Source organism: Rhizobium sp. NPDC090279, assembly GCF_044769665.1.
Lineage (GTDB): Bacteria > Pseudomonadota > Alphaproteobacteria > Rhizobiales > Rhizobiaceae > Rhizobium.
The window spans coordinates 467,196-489,669 of sequence record NZ_JBIVYI010000003.1 but is presented as its reverse complement, the minus strand read 5'-3'; the positions used below and the strand labels follow the sequence as shown (position 1 = coordinate 489,669).

Here is a 22,474-nt window from a genome sequence, read left to right as displayed (position 1 = left end):
ACTACCCGGAGAAATGGGGCCGCCTTATGAAATGGTCGGCATATGCAGCGGCAGCCCCGGGCGCGGCGCCGTTATCTTCTCGACAACACCGTTTTCCTGCTCGCTGACCAGCAAATGCTTGCCATCGATGGTAAAGGCTATGTTTCCGGGCCGTGCGCCGTTGGTGCGGATATGGCCGGCCATCTTGCCATCCGTATCGATCAGGCAGATTTCACCAAGGCCATACATGGCGCAATAGAGCATGCCGCTACGGTCGAAAGCCAGGCCGGACGGCCCGCGCAGGGTGTTTACGGCAGGCGAGGTCATCGATAGCGCAAACATTTCCTGCCGTCCGCCGACGATCTGCCGATAGATTTTTCCGCTCAGGGTCTCGCTGTAGTAAAGCAGCCCATCGGCATCGAAGGCGATGCCCCCCGCAAGGAGCAGACCGGCAGCCAGAACGCGAATGACCCGGCCCTCTGCCGGATCGATCTGATAGACGCAGCCATTATAGGCCGCCTTGAAGAAATCGGGTTGGATATGACCGCCTTCCAGCAGATCGGCGAGGCGGAAGCCGGAATCGGTCATGTAGAGCAGGCCATCAGGCCCGAAGGCGAGAGCATTCGGATGGAGAAACGGGCCATCCGCACTGCCCTCTATCACTTGCAGGACCCGCCCCTGGGGCGAAAGCTTGACGAGAGAATCTTCCGGGCCGCCGGCCACCCAGAAACATCCATCACCGTCGATCGCAATCCCGCTCGGAGTGCCGCCGATCCGGCAAACCTCCCGGGATACGCCGCCTGCATCATAGAGCTTCAGATAGCGGCGGCCAGCATCCATTTCGACAAGCGCAAGGCGCCCGTCCTGCAGAGCCACCAGTCCGCTAGGCAGACGCAGGCCAGTGGCGATCGTTTCGTTCATGTTCTGAAACCTTCACTCTACGCACTGCGAAACCCCAAAAACTCAAATTGCCGCGCCAAAACTATAGATAAGCACGAAGAAAGTCCTTTTCGAGCCGGAGCTAGCGGAATCCGGATAAGATTTTTACGCGAAACCTCACATCTACGTGCCGATCGCGTCAATCTTGACAGGCTTTGGCGATTCGGAACATCCATAGAACGCCCATATGGTTTCGCGACCGCGATTCGCTGCGCATCGCGCGCCATGTCCCCTGCCTAAGGCATCCAGGAGAGTTGATGACCGCCGCCTATCTGGAAAAGCTGAACCCGGAGCAACGGCTGGCAGTGGAGCACGGCACGACCGACGGCAACGGTCATATCGCCGGGCCGCTACTTGTCATCGCCGGGGCCGGTTCCGGCAAGACGAATACGCTTGCCCATCGCGTGGCGCATCTGATCGTCAGGGGTGCCGATCCGCGCCGCATCCTGCTGATGACCTTTTCGCGCCGGGCCGCGGCCGAAATGGGCCGCCGCGTCGAGCGTATCTGCCGCGAGGTGCTGGGTGCCAAAGCCGACATCACCGCCGACGCGCTTGCCTGGAGCGGCACATTCCACGGTATCGGCGCGCGCCTGCTGCGGGATTATGCCGAGCAGATCGGCATCGACCCGGCCTTCACCATCCATGACCGGGAGGACAGCGCCGATCTGATAAACCTCGCGCGCCACGATCTCGGCTTTTCCAAGACAGAGAACCGCTTCCCGACCAAGGCGACATGCCTTGCCATCTATTCACGCTCCGTCAATGCGGAAGCGCCGCTCGACGGCGTGTTGCGGGACTTCTTTCCGTGGTGCGCCATGTGGGAGCAGCAGCTGCGCGATCTATTCGCCTGTTATGTCGAAGCGAAGCAGGTGCAGAACGTGCTCGATTACGACGATCTGCTGCTCTACTGGGCGCATATGCTGCAGGAGCCGCTGATCGCCGAGGATATCGGCAGCCGCTTCGACCATGTGCTCGTCGACGAATATCAGGACACCAACCGGCTGCAATCCTCCATCCTGCTCGCCCTGAAGCCGGATGGCCGGGGATTGACCGTCGTCGGCGACGACGCGCAGTCGATCTATTCCTTCCGTGCCGCCACCGTGCGCAACATTCTCGACTTCCCGAAGGCCTTCGCGCCCACTGCCGATATCGTCACGCTCGACCGCAATTATCGCTCGACGCAGCCGATCCTTGCGGCAGCCAACGCCGTGATCGATCTCGCCTCGGAGCGCTTTACCAAAAACCTGCGCACCGAACGCCAGAGCACGGAGCGCCCGCGGCTGGTGACGGTGCGTGACGAAGCCGATCAGGCGCGCTACATCGCCGATCAGGTGCTGGAAAATCGCGAGGGCGGTGCGAGGCTCAAGCAGCAAGCCGTCCTCTTCCGTACCTCAAGCCATAGCGGCCCGCTGGAAGTGGAACTCACCCGCCGCAACATCCCCTTCGTCAAATTCGGCGGGCTGAAATTTCTCGACAGCGCCCATGTCAAGGATATGCTAGCGGCGTTGCGCTTTGCCCAGAACCCGCGCGACCGCGTGGCAGGCTTTCGCCTGATGCAGCTCCTGCCCGGCGTCGGCCCCTCCACCGCGCAGCGCGTGCTGGACCAGATCGGCGAAGAGGCAAGCCCTATCACGGCACTCACGGAACTGCCGCCGCCACCGCGCACGGGAGACGACTGGACCGCCTTCGTCGAGACGATGCGAGAGGTGAAAAGCGGCAAGGCCGGATGGCCGGCTGAAATCGGCCTGGTTCGTCAATGGTACGAGCCGCATCTGGAGAGGGCGCATGAAGATGCCGCGACGCGCCAAGCGGATCTCATCCAGCTCGAACAGATCGCCGCCGGTTACGGCTCGCGCGAGCGCTTCCTCACCGAACTGACGCTCGACCCGCCTGACGCGACAAGCGATCAGGCCGGCGTGCCGCTGCTCGACGAGGACTATCTGATCCTTTCGACTATCCATTCCGCCAAGGGCCAGGAATGGACGAAAGTCTTCATCCTCAACGCCGTCGACGGCTGCATTCCCGCCGATCTCGCCGTCGGATCTTCAGCCGAAATCGAAGAGGAACGGCGGCTGCTCTATGTCGCGATGACACGGGCGAAGGACAATCTCGATCTCGTCACCCCGCAGCGCTTCTTCGTCCATGGCCAGCATGCGCAGGGCGACAAGCATGTCTTCGCCTCGCGCACACGCTTTATTCCTGCAACGCTGCTGCAGTTCTTCGAGGTCTGCGGCTGGCCGCAGGTGCGGGCCGAAAGCGCAGCCGCCATTCGGGCGCGAGAAGTGCGAGTCGATGTTGGTGCGCGGATGCGCGGCATGTGGCGGTGAGTTAAGGGTTTGATTGTTGGGCCGCGGCTATCGGAAGAGCCCCTCACCCTAACCCTCTCCCCGCTCGCGGGGAGAGGGGACGACCGTGCGGAACCACCGGCCGCTCAGTCACTGAAAGCTGTTTGGGGCACAAATCCCCCTCTCCCCGCGAGCGGGGAGAGGGCCGGGGTGAGGGGCAGCCTTGCACCCGGCCAACTTTCCAGAAACATTCAATTCGCTTCGCGAAACATCTCGATAATCGCCGAAAAATCGCGGCCGCCATTGCCGAGCTTTTCGAAGAGCGCATAGAGCTGCGCTGCTTCCGCCCCCAGAGGCGTCGACGCGCCGCTCGATAATGCAGCTTCCTGCGACAGGCGCAGATCCTTGAGCATCAGGGCAGCAGCGAAGCCGGGCTTGTAGTCGTTGTTGGCGGGCGAGGTCGGCACGGGGCCGGGCACGGGGCAATAGGTATTGATCGACCAGCACTGGCCCGACGAAGTCGAGGCGACATCGAACAGGGCCTGGTGCGAGAGGCCGAGCTTTTCGCCGAGCACGAAGGCCTCGCAGACGCCGATCATGGAGATGCCGAGGATCATGTTGTTGCAGATCTTCGCGGCCTGGCCGGCGCCGGCATCGCCGCAATGGACGATCTTCTTGCCCATCACCTCAAGCAGCGGCCTTGCCGCCGCAAAACTCTCGGTCGAGCCGCCGGCCATGAAGGTCAACGTTCCCGCCGACGCCCCACCCGTACCGCCAGAGACCGGCGCATCGAGAGAGAGGCAGCTGGCATCGCCTGCCATCGCATGCGCCTTGCGGGCGCTGTCAACATCAATGGTGGAGCTGTCGATCACCAGGGTTCCCTTGGGCACGGACCGCAGCACGTCGGTCCAGACCGTCAGGACATGCTGGCCCTTCGGCAGCATGGTCACCACCACTTCCGCATCGGCCAAGGCCTCGGTCAGCACGTTGGCGGGCTTCACGCCCGACGCTTCCGCTGCCTTCAACACATCATGCGAGAGGTCGAAACCGGTGACTGCATGACCGGCCTTCACGAGATTGGCGGCCATCGGGCCTCCCATATTGCCGAGGCCGATGAATGCGATCCGTGTCATGATGTTTTCCTCCCATGATCCGTTGAAGCAATTCCAGGAAAAATGCCGAGCGGTTCAGAAACTTCGTGATGAACTCAACCGCTTTAATTTGCAAAAAGCGGCGGCTGCGCCGGCACGAAGAAGCGGTCGAGATCGGCCGTCGTCACCTCGGCAAGGCTCGCCGGCGACCATTTCGGATTGCGATCCTTGTCGATGACGGCAGCGCGCACGCCTTCGTAGAAATCGTGATTATACAATATGCCCTTGCAGGCGCCGAGTTCACGATTGAGGCATTCGGCGAGATTGGCGCTCACCCGCCCGGCCCGCAGCAGCCGCAATGTCAGCTTCAGGCTGGTCGGCGAGCGGCTGGCGATGACGCTCGCGGCTTCGCCAGCAAATTCTCCCGGCTCAACCGCCAGGGCCTGCAGGATGCCTTCGACCGTATCGCCTGCAAACGCGCGGTCGATCACATCGCGGTTTGCCGCAAGACGGCTCGCGCCGGCATCCATGGCCATCGTTTCGATCAGCGCATGCACATCCGCGGCAGAGACCGCGGCGGGCAACGCCGCAATCGCGTCGATCAGAGCAGGCAATGTCGAGGATGCCACGCAGTGATCGGCAAAGCCGGCATGGATCGCATCGGCGGCGGCGATCGTAAGGCCGGTCAGCCCCATCCAGGTGCCGGCTTCGCCCGGCGCGCGCGGCAGCTGCCAGGTGGCGCCGACATCGGGGAAATAGCCGATGCCGGTCTCGGGCATGGCAAGGCGCGTGCGTTCGGTCACGACGCGATGGCTGCCATGCGCCGAGAGGCCGACGCCACCGCCCATGGTGATGCCGTCCATCAGCACGACATAGGGCTTGGGGTAGCGCGAGATCGCATGGTTGAGCAGGAACTCCTCGCGCCAGAAGGTTTCCGCTTGATCGGACCCTTCCTTGCCGCTCTGATGCAACAGGCGGATATCGCCGCCGGCACAAAAGCCGCGCTCCCCCTCGCCCATGGCGATGACGCTCGCAATCGCCGCATCCGCGGCAAACTCTTCCAGCGCCGACGCGATGACCCGCACCATCGGCAGCGTCAGGCTGTTCAGCGCCTTCGGGCGGTTCAGTCTGACGATCCCAGCCGATCCACGCCGTTCGATGATGACCTCTTCCACAGTATTCATGTAAAACTCCCGTCCTTGCTCCCGTCCATCAATAGACCCTCATCTGTTGTCGGCAAGGATCATTTCAGCGGCTTTTTCGGCGATCATGATGGTTGGCGAATTGGTGTTGCCCGATGTGATCGACGGCATGACGGAAGCGTCGGCGATGCGCAGCCTTGCCAATGCCCGCAGCCGCAAGCGGGGATCAACAACGCTTTGCGCGTCGCCGCCCATTCGGCATGTGCCCACGGGGTGGAAAATCGTCGTGCCGATTTCGCCGGCGGCGCGCTCCAGATCCGCATCCGTCTCATAGGCGGGTCCGGGCTTGAATTCCTCCGGGTGGAACCGGGCAAAGGAGGGCTGCGCCACGATCCGACGCGTCAGGCGGATGGAACGCACGGCAATCTCCCGATCGCGCTGCGCGGAGAGATAGTTCGGGCTGATGGCCGGCCGCAGCGCGAAATCCGGGCTGCGCACATGCACCGAGCCGCGGCTTTCGGGCCGGAGATTGCAGACGCTGGCGGTAATCGCCGGGAACGGATGCACCGGATCGCCGAATTTGTCGAGCGAGACCGGCTGCACATGATATTGCAGATCCGGCGTTTCCTTGTCCGGGCCGGAGCGCGTGAAGATGCCGAGCTGGCTCGGCGCCATCGCCATCGGGCCTGAACGGCGGACCAGATATTCGAGGCCGATCGCCGCCTTGCCGATGAGGCTTGTCGCCTTCTCGTTCAATGTGGGCACGCCGGTCACCTTGTAGGCAAGGCGAAGCTGCAGATGATCCTGCAGGTTTTCACCGACGGATCTGACCTCGCGCACGATCTCGATGCCGGCCTTGCCGAGCACATCGCCATGACCGATGCCCGAGAGCTCGAGAATATGCGGCGAGCCGATGGAGCCGGCGGAGAGTACGGTTTCCTTGGTCGCATGGGCACGCTTCGCCACGCCATCATGCTGGAATTCGACGCCGGTCACGGCATCGGCCTCGATGATCAGGCGGCGTACCTGCGCCTTGGTCAAGACGGTCAGATTGCCGCGTTTCATGGCGGGTCGCAGGAAGGCCTTCGTCGTGTTCCAGCGGATGCCCGAGCGCTGGTTGACGTCGAAATAGCCGGAGCCCTCGTTGCTGCCGCGATTGAAATCCGCTGTCTCGGGGATGCCGGCCTCCCTGGCGGCAGCCTGGAAGGCATCGAGCACGGCCCAGCGCACCCGCGCCTTCTCGACTCGCCACTCACCGCCGGCGCCATGCATCTCGTCCTTGCCGCGGTAATGATCCTCGGACTTGATGAAGTAGGGAAGCACGTCGTCCCAGCCCCAGCCGGCGCAGCCGAGCTGGCGCCAGAGATCGTAGTCGCGCGCCTGGCCGCGCATGTAGATCATGCCGTTGATGGAGGAGCAGCCGCCGAGCACCTTGCCGCGCGGATAATTCAGCGACCGGCCGTTCAAGCCCGCTTCCGGCGACGTGGTGAAGCACCAATCGGTGCGGGGATTGTTGATGCAATAGAGATAGCCGACCGGGATATGAATCCAGTAGTAATTGTCATTACCGCCCGCTTCGAGGAGCAGCACCCTGTTATTGCGGTCGGCCGACAGTCGGTTTGCCAGCACGCATCCGGCACTGCCGGCACCGATGATGATGTAGTCGAAACGATCCATTCTAAAAACTCTATCGTCCCCACTCCCCGCCTGCGGGGAGTGGGTTAGGGTGAGGGGCGGGAAGGCCCGGCAAATTCCGTCTTCGCTGGAATCCGTGCAAGCCCCTCATCCGCCCTTCGGGCACCTTCTCCCCGCCCCTTCGACAAGCTCAGGACGGGGAGAAGGAAAATCAAGCGGTCACCGCCGATATTCAAACCCCAGCCTCCGCCCGAGCTTGGAGGCATAGAATTCGCCGACGATGCCGCGGCGGAAGAGCAGGACGCAAACCATGAAGACAATGCCGGTGATGATGGTGACCGGGAATTCCGAGGTCGCGAGGTAATTCTCCAAAGTCGCCACGAGCCCAGCACCGAAAAGTGGGCCTATCAGCGTGCCGATACCGCCGAGCAAGGTCATGAGGATGACCTCGCCGGACATCTGCCAGGCAACATCGGTGAGCGTCGCGAACTGAAAGACCAGCGCCTTGACCGCGCCCGCCAGTCCGGCGAGCGCCGCCGACATGACGAAGGCGCCGAGCTTGTAGCGCGCCACGGAATAGCCGAGCGAGATCGCCCGCTGCTCGTTCTCGCGGATCGATTTCAGGATCATGCCGAAGGGCGAATTGATAAAGCGCCAGATGATCACGACGCCGATCAGGAAGACGGCCAGGACGAAATAATACATGTTGAAGGAGTTGTTGAGATCGAGAACGCCGAAGAGGTAGCCGCGCGGCACCGACTGAATGCCATCCTCGCCATGGGTGAAAGCCGCCTGCAAGCAGAAGAAATAGAACATGTAGGACAGCGCCAGCGTAATCATGGCGAAATAGATGCCCTGCCGGCGGATGGCGACGAAGCCCATGACGAGGCCGAGCAGCGACGCGCCCGCGACGCCGATCAGGATGCCGAGCTCGGGCGGCAGGCCCCATTCCTTCACCGCGTGGGCCGTGAAATAGGCCGCACCGCCAAAGAAGGTGGCGTGACCGAAGGAGAGCAGGCCGGCATAGCCGAGGAGCAGATTGAAGGCGCAGGCGAATAGCGCGAAGCACAGCACCTTCATGACGAAGATCGGGTAGATGAAGAACGGCGCCCAAATCAGGCCGACGAGACCGACGACCAGCAGCAGCTTCTGCACGGAAAGCTTCGGACGCTCCTTGGAACTCAAGCTGATCAATCCAGCCATATCACGCCTCCCGACCGAAGAGGCCCGCGGGCCTGAGGAGCAACACGATCGCCATGATGACGAAGATGACGATGTTGGAGGCTTCCGGATAGAAGACCTTGGTCAGGCCCTCGGCAATCCCGAGCATATAGCCTGTCACGATCGCCCCCATGATCGAGCCCATGCCGCCGACGACTACCACCGCGAAGACAATGATGATCATGTTCGATCCCATCAGCGGCGAGACCTGGTAGATCGGTGCGGCGAGCACACCGGCAAAGGCGGCGAGCGCCACGCCGAAACCGTAGGTCAGCGTCAGCAGCACCGGCACGTTGACACCGAAGACCTGGACGAGGGTGGAATTTTCCGTCGCCGCGCGCAGATAGGCGCCGAGCTTGGTCTTCTCGATCAGGAGCCAGGTGCCGATGCAGACGATGAGCGAGGCGATGACCACCCAACCGCGATAGACGGGCAGGAACATGAAGCCGATATTCCGGGCGCCCGCAAGCTCCGCCGGGACGGCATAGGGCTGGCCCGAGGAGCCATAGAGATAGCGGAACGTGCCTTCGATGGTCAGCGCCATGCCGAAGGTGAAGAGCAAGCCATAAAGCGGATCGATCTTGTAAAGCCGGCGCAGGCAGAACCGTTCGACGAGAACACCGAACAGCCCGACGATCAGCGGCGCCGCGATCAGGGCCGGCCAGTAGCCGATACCGGCATAGGCGAGCAGCAGATAGGCGGTGAAGGCGCCGAGCATGTAAAGCGCGCCGTGGGCAAAATTGATCACCCGCAGCATGCCGAAGATGATCGCCAGACCGAGGCTCAGCAGCGCATAGAAGGAGCCGTTGATGAGACCGATCAGCAATTGGCCGAGAAGGGCCTGGATCGGGATGCCGAAAATCATCATGGCTCAGACCCCCAGAACCTTGTGCAGCATATCCATCCGCTCTGTGAGTTCGCCGACCGGAAATTCCGAAACCATCTGGCCGTGATCCATCACATAGAAGCGGTCGGCGATGCGGCTGGCGAAGCGGAAATTCTGCTCGACCAGCAGGATGGTCATGCCACGGCCTTTAAGCTTCTGCAGGACTTCGCCGATACGCTGAACGATGACGGGTGCAAGGCCCTCGGTGGGCTCGTCGAGCAGCAGCATGCGGACGCCGGTGCGCAGGATGCGGGCCATGGCAAGCATCTGCTGCTCGCCACCGGAGAGCCTGGTGCCGACACTGTTGCGGCGCTCATGCAGATTGGGAAACAGCTCGAAAATTTCGTCGAGCGTCATGCCGCCTGCTGCAACGACCGGCGGCAGCATCAGGTTTTCATAGACACTGAGCGTCGAGAAGATGCCGCGTTCCTCCGGCACGAAGCCGATGCCCTGATGTGCCGTCTTGTGCAGCGGCACCTGCATCATGTCCTTGCCTGCGAATGCGATCCTGCCCTTCCGGGCGCGAACGATGCCGACGATCGTGCGCAATGTCGTCGTCTTGCCGACGCCGTTGCGGCCGAGGATGGTGACGGTTTCGCCCTCATCCACACGCATGTCGACGCCGTGCAGGATATGGCTTTCGCCGTACCATGCATTCAGGCCCTGAACGTCCAGAAGCGGCGCCATCGTCAAGCCTCCTCCGTGCCCATATAGGCTTCGCGGACGCGCGGGTCGCGGCTGACGGTGGCATAGTCGCCCTGAGCCAGGATCTCGCCGCGCTGCAGAACTGTGACATGATGGCAGATATCGGCAACGACGGAGAGATTGTGCTCTACCATCAGCACAGCTCTGTCACGTGCCACCTCGCGGATGATGGCGGAAACGGTGTCTACATCCTCGAGCCCCATGCCGGCCATCGGCTCATCGAGCAGCAGCACCTTCGGATCGAGTGCAAGCGTGGTTGCGATTTCCAGCACGCGCTTGCGACCGTAGGAGAGATCGGCGGCGATGGCATCGCGTTCCTTCGAAAGGCCTACGGAGGCAATGAGCTGTTCGGCACGCGCATTGAGGCTGTCGAGCGCCGAGAGCGGCCGCCAGAACTGGTGGGCGAGATTGCTCGGCCGCTGCAGGGCGACGCGGACATTGTCCAGCACCGTCAGATGCGGAAAGACGGCCGAGATCTGGAAGGAGCGGACGAGGCCCATGCGCGCGACCTTGTCGGGTCTTGTCCGGGTAATATCGGTGCCAAGCAGCGTGATCGTGCCGTGCGTCGGCTGCAGGAACTTGGTCAGCAGGTTGAACACTGTCGTCTTGCCGGCGCCGTTCGGGCCGATCAGCGCATGGACGCGGGCGTGATGCACGTCGAGATCAACATTCTTGACGGCGGTGAAGCCGCCGAAATCGCGGCGCAATCCCCGGGCGGACAAAACCACCCGGGGCTCTTCATGCGAATGTGTCTCTGACATCGCCATGGGCTGGTTCGAGCCCTATTGCTTGACGAGGTCGCAGCCGCTCTTGGCCGGATCGATATAGGCTTCCTTGCCAGGAATCGTCGCCAGCACGTTGAAGTAATCCCACGGCTCCTTGCTCTCTTCGGGCTTCTTGACCTGAAGCAGATACATGTCGTGGATCATGCGGCCGTTGGCGCCGACCGTGCCGCCGCGACCGAAGAAATCGTCGACCGGCATTTCGTGCAGCTGCTTGGCGACGGCCTCGGTATCATCCGTGCCGGCCTTCTGAACCGCCTTCAGATATTGCATCACGGCGGAATAGGTGCCGGCGTGGATCATGTTCGGCATCTTGCCGGTGCGGGCGAAGAAACGCTTGCCGAATTCGCGGCTCTTGTCGTCGAGGTTCCAGTAATAGCCTTCCGTCAGCGTCAGGCCTTGCGCCGCCTGCAGGCCGAGGCCATGGACTTCGGCGAGCGTGAAGAGGAGTGCCGCCAGATGCTGGCCGCCCTGGGTGATGCCGAATTCAGAGGCCTGCTTGATGGCGTTCGAGGTGTCGAGGCCGGCATTGGCAAGGCCGATGACCTTGGCGCCCGAGGACTGCGCCTGCAGCAGGAAGGACGAAAAATCATTCGTCGACAGCGGATGGCGAACCGAACCGAGGATCTTGCCGCCATTTGCCTTGACGTAATCGCCCGTCTGCTGCTCCAGAGAATAGCCGAATGCGTAGTCTGCCGTCAGGAAGAACCAGGTATCGCCACCCTGCTTGACCAGCGCGCCGCCGGTGCCGACGGCGAGAGCATGCGTGTCGTAGGCCCAATGGAAGCCGTAGGGCGAGCATTGCTTGCCGGTCAGATCCGAGGTTGCGGCACCGGTGACGATATCGATCTTTTTCTTTTCCTTGGCGACGGCCTGGACGGCAAGCGCGACTGAGGAGGTCGTCAGCTCCATGATCGCGTCGACATGGTCCTGGTCATACCATTGGCGGGCGATGTTGGAGGCGATATCGGGCTTGTTCTGGTGGTCGGCGTCGACGATCTCGATCGGCACGCCCAAAACCTTGCCGCCGAAATCCTCGGCGGCCATCTTGGCGGCCTCTACCGACGACTTGCCGCCGAAGTCGGCGTAGACGCCGGACTGGTCGTTGAGGATGCCGATCTTGACGACACCATCGGACGCGCCGGCGGCAAATGCCGCGGTGCTGGCTGCAAGCAGAAATGCCAGGGACGCAATAAGACTCTTTCGCATATCCTCTCCTCCCAGAGATTTGGCAAAAATGAATCTGTTCAAAATTGGCCAGCCGCTTTTCTTAAAACGACTTTTCCCGACGGCAGGATCACGGAATTCGCGCGTTGACGCAAGTCGGGATTGCAATTAATTCCAAACAGGGTCTGTTCATTTTTGAACAGAGGAGGACACATGAAGCGCACGCCGCACTTTACCTGGGACGACCTGCAATTCTTCCTCGCAGTCGCCCGAACCGGGCAGCTTTCGACCGCGGCGCGACAGTTGCGCACCAGTCATGCTACGGTCTCGCGCCGCATCGATCGGCTGGAATTCGCCCTCAAGGTGAAGCTTTTCGAGCGCAATCCGCGCGGCTACATGCTGACCGGCATGGGCCAGCGCTTCGTCGACACAGCCGAAAGGATGGAGCAGGAAACCGAGCGCCTGCGGACCGATCTTTCAACAGGATCGGCAGCCCAAGGTGGCGTCGTGCGCATCAGCGCGCCGGAGGGGTTTTCCAATTTCTTCTTCACCGGCGTTCTCCCGGAATTCACCGCGAAACACCCGAACATTTCGTTGGAGCTGATTACCATCCAGCAGATCATGTCGCTCTCGCGCAAGGAGGCCGATATCGTCGTGGTGCTCGACCCGCCGAAGGCCGGGCCCTACTTCACCGAGAAGCTCAGCGACTATCACCTGCAGGTCTATGGATCGCGCGATTACCTCGCCCGCCATCCGCCGATCGAAAGCCGCGACGACCTGCCCGACTTTGCCTTCATCGGCTACATCGAAGACATGATCTTCGCACCGGGACTGGACTATCTCGGCGACGTCCATCCGCGCATCAAGCCGCAATTCCAGAGTTCGAGCATTTTCGCTCAGCTGACGGCAACGAAGCACGGCCTGGGGCTTTGCGTGCTGCCCTTCTTCATCGCCGGCAAGCATACGGACCTACAGGTCGTGCTGCCGCATGAGGTGGATCTCAGGCGCCACTACTGGATCACCTGCCACCGCGACTTGCGCCAGTCGCCGCGCGTGCGCACCGTCATCGATTTTCTGGCGGAAGCCGTGCGCAAGAACGCGCCGGCCTTTCTGGGACCCTGGAGAGGGACTGAAAGCTGAGGTCGTCGGCCCCGTTAGAGCGATTCAGCTGTTCATGGAATCTCTGAAGCGCTCTATCTCTTTGTTGTCACGCAATTCCGGACGGAAAACCGCTGCGCACTTTTCCTGGAATTGCTCTAGCGGATGCTCGGGGCGGCGTAGATCTTGTTGAGCCCGGCGACATCGAAGCCCGTGCGTTCGGCAAGACGAAGCTCCCAATCGAGCGACGAGCGCACGATCGTTTCCAGGCTGTTGTATTTCGGCTCCCAGCCCAGTTCGCGACGCGCAAGGGTCGCATCGGCGACGATGCTTGCCATGTCGCCAGGCCGGCGCGGCGCGATGTGGATGCGGAAGGCGTGGCCATGGACGCGCATGACCATGTTGAGCACATCGAGCACGGAATAGCCTTGACCATAGCCGCAATTGGCGACCAGTGACCGGCCACCGTCGCGCAGGTGCCGTAACGCTGCAAGGTGCGCGTCGGCGAGATCGCTGACGTGGATGTAATCACGGACGCCGGTACCGTCATGTGTCGGATAATCGGTGCCGTAAATATCCACCTGGCGGCGGCGGCCAAGGGCTGCCTCGCAGGCAACCTTGATGAGATGGGTGGCACCGTTGGTCGATTGACCGGCTCTTCCCTCGGGATCGGCGCCGGCGACGTTGAAATAGCGCAGCGCCACATAGCGGAAATCATAGGCTCTGGCGGCATCGCGCAGCATCAGCTCGGACATCAGCTTGGATTGGCCATAGGGGGATTCGGGCTGCAACGGCGCGTTTTCGCTGACCGGTCTGTCGGCAGGCTGCTGACCATAGACGGCGGCCGTGGACGAAAAGACGAAATGGCGGATGCCGGCCTTGACCGCGGCGCTCATCAGGATGCGGGTCTTGCCGGTATTGTTCTCATAATAGGCGAGAGGGTCCTCGATCGACATCGGGACGACGGCCGAGCCGGCGAAATGGATGATGGCCTCTATGTCGTTTTCGGCGAAAATCTGATGCAACAGCGCTTCGTCGGCGACATCGCCGAGATAGAAGCGAGCAGCCGGCGGGACCGCCCAGCGAAAGCCCGTGGAAAGGCAATCGAGGACCACAACATCCTCGCCCGCCTCCAGAAGCCTCCAGACCATGTGGCTACCGATATAACCGGCTCCGCCCGTCACCAAGACAGTCATTCTTCGCGTCCCCGCCAAGTCTTATCGGCGATATATGAGGCCACTTCCCCTGCGAAATTGATTAAGAACGGGCGGCCGGGCGGGAAAGATCGCGGGAATGGTTAGAGCGGGCTTTCGGGGATCGATTGCATTTTATGGATTGGGTGCGCGATCGCTATTGTGGTGAACTTGGAGAGTGCGCACCCCCCCTCTGTCACTATCGCGACATCCCCCACAAGGGGGTATCAGAGGTGCGCCAATCGAGAGGATGCCTTTCGAACATGGCGCCCTCTTGTCACAAACTCAAAATATACCGGCTCAACCTCTCCGCAGCATCGGCGACCTGCGCGGGATCGCGCAGGAAGCAGGCGCGCATGAACAGTTCGCCGCCTTTTCCGAAGGCTGTTCCGGGTGCCAGGCCGACACCGGTCTTGTCGACGATGTCGATGGCAGCCTTGCGGCTGTCGGTGACGCCATCGATTTTGAGGAAGGAATAGAGCGCGCCATCCGGCTTCAGCGTCTGCACGCGATTGGTGGCGATCAGCGCCTCGCAGAGAATGTCGCGCGAGCGCGTTGCCTTGGCGATATTGGAGCGGACGAAATCGTCGCCCTCGTTCAGTGCCGCAACCGCGCCCTTCTGCATGAATTGCGCGACACCCGAGGTCGAATACTGCACGAGATTTTCGATCACCTGTCCGAGCTCGGCCGGCGCGACGATCCAGCCGACACGCCAGCCGGTCATCGACCAGTTCTTCGAGAAGGAATTGACAAAGAGGATCTTGTCGTCGGCTTCCTTCACATCCAGGAAGCTTGGCGCGCGGCCGCCGGCATAATGGTAGAGCGCGTAGATTTCGTCGGCCATGATCCAGAGATCATGCTTGCGCGCCAGGGCGAGAATATCCCGGAGATCCTGATGGGTCGCTGTCCAGCCTGTGGGATTGGAGGGGGTGTTGATGAAGAGGCCCTTGGTCTTCGGCGTGATCGCCGCCTCCAGCCGCCCGAGATCGAGCGACCATTTGCCATTCTCGAATTGCAGCGGCACGGCGACGGAGCGGGCTCCCGATATCTCGAGCGCTGCCGCGATATTCGGCCAGGCCGGCGAGAGATAGACCATTTCGTCGCCGGGAGAGGTGATCGCCTGCACGGAAAGCTGGATCGCCTGCATGCCGGAGCCGACGACGTAGAAATTCTCCATCGGCAGCGATGTGCCGAAGTGCCGGCCGTAATAATCGGCGAGCGCCTGGCGCAGCTCCGGAATGCCGCGCTGCCAGGTGTAGAAGGTCTCGCCAGCGTTGAGCGAAGCCATGGCGGCGCGATTGATGAAATCCGGCGTCGGCAGATCGCCCTCGCCGACCCAGAGCGGCAGCAGGCCTTCACGGCCGCGGGCATAATTGACCACTTCGACAATCCCGCTTTCGGGTGCAGCAAGCGCGCGCGGGCTGAGGCTGTTCAGTATCGACATGCAAAGTCTCCGGTTTCTGCCTTCATAAAGCAGAGCGGCGGACAAATCCCATGACTTTGCCTTAGTGACTGATCGATTTTCGTGATGAGTAAAGCCCCGGCCGTTGCGAGACCGGGGCTTCTAAAGGAATTGAACGAAGCCTGTCAGCGTTTCGCGAGAAGATCGCGGATTTCCGTCAGCAGCTGGACATCGGCCGGCGGCGGAGCGGCCTCGGCGATCTTGTCTTCCTTGCGCTCGACCTGGGCGCGGAGCGCGTTTACACCCTTGACCATCAGGAAGATGATCCAGGCGAGGATGAGGAAGTTGATGAGGACGGTGATGAAGCTACCATAGGCCAGAACCGCACCCTGGGCGCGGGCGGCGGTCAGCGTCGGCGCATTGACGCCGGATGCGAGGCCGATGAAGTAGTTGGAAAAATCGAAGCCACCGAAGATCGCGCCGACGATCGGCATGATGATATCGTCAACCAGCGATTTCACGATGCCGCCGAAAGCGCCGCCGATGATCACACCGACCGCGAGATCCATGACGTTGCCACGGGCGATGAATGCCTTGAATTCATTAAGCATTGAGCAGTCCCCTTCGCGTTGCCGTTGAATTCACTATTGATGATTTGCATCATCTTTTGCTTTGTTTTTCAATAGCTAATTGGCACAACGCCCCGTTTCGGAACAGGTATCCCTAGGAAATTCCGCGATCACGACAATTTATGGGTGTATTTACCAGCTAATTTGTTCGTCAGTTGCGGGCAACGCAACGAAAGTCGAGCAAGACATTCCGACAGCTTCCGGTGAGTCGCATGGCGGAAGCGACCGCCGACTTAGGCTCGAGACGCGCTCTCCGGCATGACTTTCGCGATGAGCTTGCGAACATAGTCCGCGCCGGGCGCCTCGTCGAAGAGAATGCGATAGATGATCGGCGAGATGACGTGATCCATCAACTCCACCAAATCCGGAAAGGGTTCACCGCACTTCTCTGCCCGCGCGATAAAGACGGTAAGCTGATAGCGCGTATAGGTGCCGCATTTCTCCGCATTGGTACTGTCGGCCGCCGCTAGAACGTCGCGCAGCATTTGCCGCCCGACACCGGAGGCCATCTCGTCGGCATATTGCTCAACCCAGGCCTCCAGATCCTCGCGGGCACTGCCGATGCTGGCGGGCTCTCCTTCCGGCTGCAGGCGCGCGGCGGCGACATCGGCCAGAAGCGCTTGAAGATCGCCCCAGCGGCGATAGATCGTCGAAGGCGTGACATTGGCGCGCTGCGCGATCAGGGGGATCGTCACATCGGCGCGATCCATGGTTGCCAGCATATCGTGGACGGACTGATGCACGGTTGCCTGCACTCTGGCGCTGCGCCCACCGGGACGGGGATTTTCTCTATAACCCATAAGCCTTTGCCAATCTTTCCCTTTTGCCGTGAGCGAATGACCATGCGCCCTTCACTAAGGCAAATTATTTGCTTTTGTGCGCCAAGCATCCCATATCCACCTAACGCAATCTTTTAGCTTTAGGCTAGGATATAATCGATGACATCGCCCGATTCCACCGCCAGCGCACCGATTTCATCCGCCGGACGCCTGGCGCTGTTCTACTACGCCGCGACTAGCGCGCTGTTCCTGGCCGCCTCATCCGCACCGACGCCTCTCTACCGCCTTTACCAGCAGGCCTTCGGCTTCTCGCCGGTGCTGCTCACGGTGATCTTCGCCGTCTACGCCTTCTCTCTCCTCGTCGCACTCCTCATCGTCGGCTCGATTTCCGACCATCTCGGCCGTCGTCCGGTGATCTTCGCGTCGATCCTCCTCAATATGGTGGCGATAGCGCTGTTTTTAATGGCTAGGGGTCCGGATTGGCTGATTGCCGCCCGCCTTGTGCAGGGCCTGGCAACAGGCGCCGCGGTAAGCTCCATCGGGGCCGCCCTTGTCGATCTCGACCCGATCGCGGGATCGATCACCAACAGCCTCGCACCGCTTGCCGGCATGGCGATCGGCGCGCTTGGCACGAGTTTCCTGGTTCAGTTTGCACCGGCACCGACCTCGCTCGTCTATATCGTCACGCTCGCTCTTCTCGCCTTGCAGGCCGTGCTGCTTTGGCGGGTGCCGGAGACGACGCGCCGGCGGAGCGGGCTGCTTGCATCGCTGAAGCCGGTCATTGCTGTTCCCCAACAGGCACGCCGGACACTGCTGGCGCTGACACCGATCAATATCGCCGTCTGGGCGCTCGCCGGCTTCTATCTGTCGCTGGTGCCCTCGTTGGTCACCGCGACAACCGGCAGCACGGCGCCCGTTGTCGGCGGCTCCGTGGTCGCGGCCTTGACGATCAGCGGTGCGGCCGCTGTCTTTCTGCTGCGCCGGAAATCCGCCGCCACGATCATGAGGTTCGGCATACCCAGCATGACGCTCGGCATATTGACCGTCATCGCCGGCATGCATGCGGCTGAGGTATCGATCCTCGTCTTGGGAACGTTGATTGCCGGCGCTGGCTTCGGAGCCGCCTTCCTCGGTACGGTCAGAAGCATCATGCCGCTGGCAAAGCCCGACGAGCGCGCCGGGCTGCTTTCGGCCTTCTACATCCAGAGCTATCTGGCATTCAGCGTGCCCGTCATCCTGGCCGGCTTCCTGTCGAAGGCGCTTGGATTTGCTGCCGCAGCCGATATCTACGCGGCGGCGATCCTTCTGCTCGTCGGCTGGGGCGTGATTGCCTTAAGATCCAATTGAAAAAAGCCCTTAAGCATCGCGTAAGTAAAATCTTACGGTTTGAGCCCAAGCTCGGCGCGGCCGCTGCCGTCCATGGCAAAGGGCACCGACGTATGCTCGTGGACGATCTTCCAGACACCGGCTTCCTTTCTGAGGCCTAGCGTCTGCCGAAACCAGAGATCGACTTCGACGCTATCCGTCTTTCGTCCGGTCATGTGAACGAGGCCGGTCCAGAAAGCGATATCCCCGCCGACAACCAGCCTGACATCGACAGCGTCGCCACCGATCGGACCGTCCCAGGTCGAAAACCAGCTCTCCAGCCCCTTTTCGCCCTTGCCTTTGTGTGCAAGCGGCGCCGCCAGGGTGAAGCTGACGATATCGTCGCTGAAGTGTCCGACGACGCCGGCCGCATCCTTGTTGCCAAGGGCGGCGGCCCAATTTGCCAGCACGGCGTCTATGGCCTCGGCTTCGTCGCGATTGCCGATGATCTCCACCATATCATTCTCCTCGGTTGGTGCACTCAAGCAGAGGACGAATGAAGAGGGCCGCTCCCGACAGGAACGGCCCAGTATTTGTTGCCAGAGAGGGTTTAGATCTTAGGCTGCTTTCTCGACGGCGTAGGGATCGAAGCGTCCATAGAAGGTCTCGCCCTTCGCGGCCATATCCTTCAGCAGCGCCGTCGGCTGGAAATGCGGACCATAGGCCGCCGCCAGCTTTTCGCAGAGCTCCACGAAGGTCTTTACGCCCATGCCGTCGATGTAGGACAGCGCGCCGCCGGTATAGGGGGCAAAGCCAAAGCCGAGGATGGAGCCGACATCAGCCTCGCGGGGATCGGTGACGATGCCCTCTTCGATGGTGCGGGCCGCCTCGAGCGCGATGGTGGCGAGGAAGCGCTGCTTCAGCACGCCGACATCGACGTCATCGGCCTTCTTCTGCGGATAGAGATCCCTAAGGCCCGGCCAGAGCGACTTCTTGGCCGGTTTCGGCGGATAGTCGTAGAAGCCCTTGGAATTCTTTCGGCCAAGACGTCCCTCGCCCTCCACCAGACCGCTGACCAGCTGCATGTGACGCGGATCGACCGCCTTCTCGCCGAGATCGGCAACGGTCGCCTTCAGGATCTTGTAGGAGAGGTCGATGGCGACTTCGTCGTTCAGCGCCAGCGGTCCCACCGGCATGCCGGCCATCTTGGCCGCATTCTCGATCATCGCGGCAGGCACGCCTTCGATCAGCATGTCATAGGCTTCGTGGATGTAGCGGAAGACGCAGCGATTGACGAAGAAGCCGCGCGTGTCGTTGACGACGATCGGCGTCTTCTTGATGGCGGCGACATAATCTAGCGCGACGGCAATGGCGCGGTCGCCCGTTTCCTTGCCGAGAATGACTTCCGTCAGCATCATCTTCTCCACAGGCGAGAAGAAATGGACGCCGATGAAATCGACCGGGCGCTTGGAGTTTTTCGCAAGGCCCGTGATCGGCAGCGTCGAGGTGTTGGACGCGAACACGGCGCCAGAGGGCAGCACGACTTCGACAGCCTCGATGACGGCCTTCTTGACCTCGCGGTCTTCGAACACCGCCTCGATGACGAGATCGGCATCCTTCAGATCGGCGTAGTCGGCCGATGGCGTAATGCGAGCAAGCAGGGCCGCACCCTCGTCCTGCGTTAGTCTTCCCTTACCGATCGAATCCTTGACCAAGCCTTCGCCGACGCCCTTGCCCTTGGTCGCGGCTTCGATGTCGCGGTCGATGAGCGTGACCGGAATACCAGCTGCCGCGGTAACATAGGCGATCGATGCACCCATGAAACCGGCGCCAACGACGCCGACCTTCTTCAGCTCCGTCTTCGGCTGGCCAGCCGGGCGGCGGGCGCCCTTGCCGAGTTCCTGCATGGAGATGAACAGCGAGCGGATCATCGAATAGGCTTCGGTGGTCTGCAGCACATGGGTGAAATAGCGCTGCTCGATCTTCAGGCCGGTATCGAAAGGAACCTGCAGGCCTTCATAGACGCATTTGAGGATGGCGAGTGCCGCCGGATAATTGCCCGACGTCTCGCGACGCAGGATGGCGGGTGCAGCCGGCCAGAGCTGTGCTGCGGCTGGCGTCCAGATGCCGCCGCCCGGCGCCTTGAAACCCTTCTCATCCCAAGGGGCGATTGGCTTCAAGCCATCCTTGATCATCTGCTTGGCGGCGGGGATCAGCTGATCCGGCTCGACCACCTGATGCACGAGGTTCATCGCCTTGGCGCGCGCCGCCGTCAGCGACTGGCCCGTCGTCATCATCTGCAGGGCCGATTGCGCATCCGTCAGGCGCGCGACGCGCTGCGTGCCACCGGCGCCCGGGAAGAGGCCGACCTTGACCTCTGGCAGCGCGATCTTGACGCTCTTGGCGCTGGAAGCAACACGGCCATGGCAGGCGAGCGACAGCTCGAAAGCGCCGCCCATGCAGGTGCCGTTGATGGCCGAAACCCAAGGCTTGCCGCAGGTTTCGAGCTTGCGGAAGAGGCCGGTCATGCGCCCAACGAGATTGAAGAGCTTCTGCGCGGCCGCAGCCGGATCTTTCGCCTTCTCATCCTGATAGAGCGAGAACATGGATTTGATCATCGACAGATCGGCGCCGCCGGAGAAGGAGGACTTGCCTGAGGTGAAGACCACGCCCTTGACGGCGGCATCGGCAACCGTGGCATCGATGATAGCGTTCAGCTCGTCCATTACCTCGGCGGTGAAGACGTTCATGGACTTGCCGGGCATGTCCCAGGTGACAAGCGCGATGCCGTCTGCGTCGGTCTCAACGGTGAAATTTGTGTAAGCCATTGGTTTCCCCTCCTCAGACGCGTTCGATGATCGTGGCCGTGCCCATGCCCGCGCCGATGCAGAGCGTGACCAGCGCAGTCTTGAGATCGCGGCGCTCCAGCTCGTCCAATACGGTGCCGAGGATCATCGCGCCGGTTGCACCGAGCGGATGGCCCATGGCGATCGCACCGCCATTGACGTTGATCTTGTCATGCGGAATATCGAAAGCCTGCATGTAGCGCAGCACGACGGCGGCGAAGGCTTCGTTGAGCTCAAAGAGATCGATGTCGGCGAGCGTCATGCCGCTGCGCTTCAAGAGCTTTTCGGTGACGTCGACCGGGCCGGTCAGCATCAGCGCCGGATCGGAGCCGATGTTTGCGAAGGCCTTGATCCGGCCACGCGGCTTCAAGCCCATGCTCTCACCGCCCGCCCTGGAGCCGAGCAGCACGGCAGCGGCACCATCGACGATGCCGGAGGAATTGCCGGCGTGATGGACGTAGTTGATCCGCTCGACTTCCGGGTGCGCCTGGATGCCGACGGCTTCGAAGCCGCCCATCTCACCCGGCAGCTGGAAGGACGGGTTGAGAGAGGCAAGCGCCTGCATGTCGGTGCCGGGACGCATGTGCTCGTCGCGGTCAAGAATGGTCAGGCCGTTGATATCCTTCACCGGAATGACGGAATTCTTGAAGTAGCCCTTTTCCCAGGCGTGCGCGGCACGCTTCTGGCTTTCGACGGCATAGGCGTCGACGTCATCGCGCGAGAAGCCGTATTTGGTGGCGATCAGATCGGCGGAGACGCCCTGCGGCATGAAATAGGCCGGGAAGTTGACGGAGGGGTCCATGAACCAGGCACCGCCAGACATGCCCAAGCCGACGCGCGACATGCTTTCAACACCGCCGGCGATGACGATGTCGTCAGCCCCTTGCGCGATCTTGGCAGCGCCGAAATTCACGGCATCGAGGCCGGAGGCGCAGAAGCGCGAGATCTGCATGCCGGGTGCCTTGGTGGAGTAACCGGCTTCGAAGGCAGCACCCCTCGGAATGACGGCCCCCGCTTCCATGACCGGATCGACGCAGCCCATGATGATGTCGTCAACGGTCTCGGTGTCGAGGCCGTTGCGGTCGCGGATCGCCTCAAGCGTCTTGGCTGCGAGACGAACAGACGGCACTTCGTGCAGCGACCCATCCTTCTTGCCTCGCCCGCGCGGCGTGCGCACATGGTCGTAAATGAAAACCTCGGTCATGTCTCATCTCCCTGCGGCGGCAAGCCGCCTTCCAACTCAGTATATAGCGACCAAAGCCGCGAATTCCTCCTTCTCCCCTCGGGGAGAAGGTGCCCGACAGGGCGGATGAGGGGGATTAAGGCACTGTGCAGGCAGCCTTACGGTGCAACGCCCCCTCATCCTGCGCGTTCCGCGCGTCCTTCTCCC

The 22,474-nt window shown here is 61.8% G+C and carries 19 protein-coding genes; 3 read left to right on the top strand and 16 right to left on the bottom strand.

Going from position 1 to position 22,474, the window contains the following annotated elements:
* Window positions 1-24 precede the first annotated feature (24 nt).
* Window positions 25-900 carry an SMP-30/gluconolactonase/LRE family protein gene (locus ACIQWP_RS10370; protein WP_402785881.1) on the bottom strand — a complete coding sequence of 292 codons (876 nt, stop codon included), beginning with the start codon at window positions 898-900 and terminating at the stop codon, window positions 25-27.
* A gap of 275 nt (window positions 901-1,175) precedes the next feature.
* On the opposite strand from ACIQWP_RS10370, the gene ACIQWP_RS10365 reads away from it, so the two are divergent.
* Window positions 1,176-3,245, top strand: a complete 2,070-nt coding sequence (locus ACIQWP_RS10365) for an ATP-dependent helicase (protein ID WP_402785878.1) — start codon at window positions 1,176-1,178, stop codon at window positions 3,243-3,245.
* Window positions 3,246-3,454: 209 nt separating this feature from the next.
* Here ACIQWP_RS10365 and mmsB read toward each other — a convergent pair whose 3' ends face one another.
* The 8 genes from mmsB to ACIQWP_RS10325 form a co-directional block, all read right to left on the bottom strand.
* Window positions 3,455-4,336, bottom strand: a complete 882-nt coding sequence (mmsB, locus tag ACIQWP_RS10360; protein WP_402785875.1) for a 3-hydroxyisobutyrate dehydrogenase — start codon at window positions 4,334-4,336, stop codon at window positions 3,455-3,457.
* Between the two features lie 83 nt (window positions 4,337-4,419).
* Window positions 4,420-5,478 (bottom strand): enoyl-CoA hydratase/isomerase family protein, encoded by a 1,059-nt coding sequence (locus tag ACIQWP_RS10355; RefSeq protein WP_402785872.1) that lies wholly within the window; start codon window positions 5,476-5,478, stop codon window positions 4,420-4,422.
* Window positions 5,479-5,517: 39 nt separating this feature from the next.
* A complete protein-coding gene (locus ACIQWP_RS10350) occupies window positions 5,518-7,113 on the bottom strand; it encodes a GMC family oxidoreductase (protein WP_402785869.1) in 1,596 nt (531 codons plus the stop codon).
* A 177-nt stretch (window positions 7,114-7,290) separates the two neighbouring features.
* On the bottom strand, window positions 7,291-8,274 hold the full coding sequence (locus ACIQWP_RS10345) for a branched-chain amino acid ABC transporter permease (protein ID WP_402785866.1): 984 nt from the start codon (window positions 8,272-8,274) through the stop codon (window positions 7,291-7,293).
* 1 nt (window position 8,275) lies between these two features.
* On the bottom strand, window positions 8,276-9,157 hold the full coding sequence (locus ACIQWP_RS10340; RefSeq protein ID WP_402786125.1) for a branched-chain amino acid ABC transporter permease: 882 nt from the start codon (window positions 9,155-9,157) through the stop codon (window positions 8,276-8,278).
* Window positions 9,158-9,163: 6 nt separating this feature from the next.
* Entirely contained in the window at window positions 9,164-9,865 is a 702-nt protein-coding gene (locus ACIQWP_RS10335; RefSeq protein ID WP_402785863.1) for an ABC transporter ATP-binding protein, read from the bottom strand.
* Window positions 9,866-9,867: 2 nt separating this feature from the next.
* Window positions 9,868-10,650 (bottom strand): ABC transporter ATP-binding protein, encoded by a 783-nt coding sequence (locus ACIQWP_RS10330; protein WP_402785860.1) that lies wholly within the window; start codon window positions 10,648-10,650, stop codon window positions 9,868-9,870.
* A gap of 15 nt (window positions 10,651-10,665) precedes the next feature.
* On the bottom strand, window positions 10,666-11,874 hold the full coding sequence (locus tag ACIQWP_RS10325) for an ABC transporter substrate-binding protein (RefSeq protein ID WP_402785857.1): 1,209 nt from the start codon (window positions 11,872-11,874) through the stop codon (window positions 10,666-10,668).
* 171 nt (window positions 11,875-12,045) lie between these two features.
* On the opposite strand from ACIQWP_RS10325, the gene ACIQWP_RS10320 reads away from it, so the two are divergent.
* Window positions 12,046-12,972, top strand: a complete 927-nt coding sequence (locus ACIQWP_RS10320) for a LysR family transcriptional regulator (RefSeq protein ID WP_402785854.1) — start codon at window positions 12,046-12,048, stop codon at window positions 12,970-12,972.
* Window positions 12,973-13,088: 116 nt separating this feature from the next.
* Here the strand turns inward: ACIQWP_RS10320 and galE are convergent, their stop codons facing one another.
* The 4 genes from galE to ACIQWP_RS10300 form a co-directional block, all read right to left on the bottom strand.
* Window positions 13,089-14,126 (bottom strand): UDP-glucose 4-epimerase GalE, encoded by a 1,038-nt coding sequence (gene galE, locus ACIQWP_RS10315; RefSeq protein WP_402785851.1) that lies wholly within the window; start codon window positions 14,124-14,126, stop codon window positions 13,089-13,091.
* 274 nt (window positions 14,127-14,400) lie between these two features.
* Window positions 14,401-15,567 (bottom strand): pyridoxal phosphate-dependent aminotransferase, encoded by a 1,167-nt coding sequence (locus ACIQWP_RS10310; protein WP_402785848.1) that lies wholly within the window; start codon window positions 15,565-15,567, stop codon window positions 14,401-14,403.
* A gap of 143 nt (window positions 15,568-15,710) precedes the next feature.
* On the bottom strand, window positions 15,711-16,136 hold the full coding sequence (gene mscL, locus ACIQWP_RS10305; protein WP_402785845.1) for a large conductance mechanosensitive channel protein MscL: 426 nt from the start codon (window positions 16,134-16,136) through the stop codon (window positions 15,711-15,713).
* Between the two features lie 251 nt (window positions 16,137-16,387).
* On the bottom strand, window positions 16,388-16,954 hold the full coding sequence (locus ACIQWP_RS10300) for a TetR-like C-terminal domain-containing protein (RefSeq protein ID WP_402785842.1): 567 nt from the start codon (window positions 16,952-16,954) through the stop codon (window positions 16,388-16,390).
* A gap of 138 nt (window positions 16,955-17,092) precedes the next feature.
* Here ACIQWP_RS10300 and ACIQWP_RS10295 point away from each other — a divergent pair, with 138 nt between their 5' ends.
* Window positions 17,093-18,280 carry an MFS transporter gene (locus tag ACIQWP_RS10295; RefSeq protein ID WP_402785839.1) on the top strand — a complete coding sequence of 396 codons (1,188 nt, stop codon included), beginning with the start codon at window positions 17,093-17,095 and terminating at the stop codon, window positions 18,278-18,280.
* 32 nt (window positions 18,281-18,312) lie between these two features.
* Here ACIQWP_RS10295 and ACIQWP_RS10290 read toward each other — a convergent pair whose 3' ends face one another.
* From ACIQWP_RS10290 to ACIQWP_RS10280, 3 genes are all read right to left on the bottom strand, one after another.
* The gene (locus ACIQWP_RS10290) at window positions 18,313-18,756 is read right to left on the bottom strand and encodes a YybH family protein (RefSeq protein ID WP_402785836.1); all 444 of its coding nucleotides are present in this window, start codon (window positions 18,754-18,756) and stop codon (window positions 18,313-18,315) included.
* Window positions 18,757-18,855: 99 nt separating this feature from the next.
* Window positions 18,856-21,066, bottom strand: coding sequence for a 3-hydroxyacyl-CoA dehydrogenase NAD-binding domain-containing protein (locus ACIQWP_RS10285; protein WP_402785833.1), 2,211 nt, complete (start codon window positions 21,064-21,066; stop codon window positions 18,856-18,858).
* A gap of 13 nt (window positions 21,067-21,079) precedes the next feature.
* Window positions 21,080-22,288 carry an acetyl-CoA C-acetyltransferase gene (locus tag ACIQWP_RS10280; RefSeq protein ID WP_402785830.1) on the bottom strand — a complete coding sequence of 403 codons (1,209 nt, stop codon included), beginning with the start codon at window positions 22,286-22,288 and terminating at the stop codon, window positions 21,080-21,082.
* Between the last annotated feature and the right edge of the window lie 186 nt (window positions 22,289-22,474).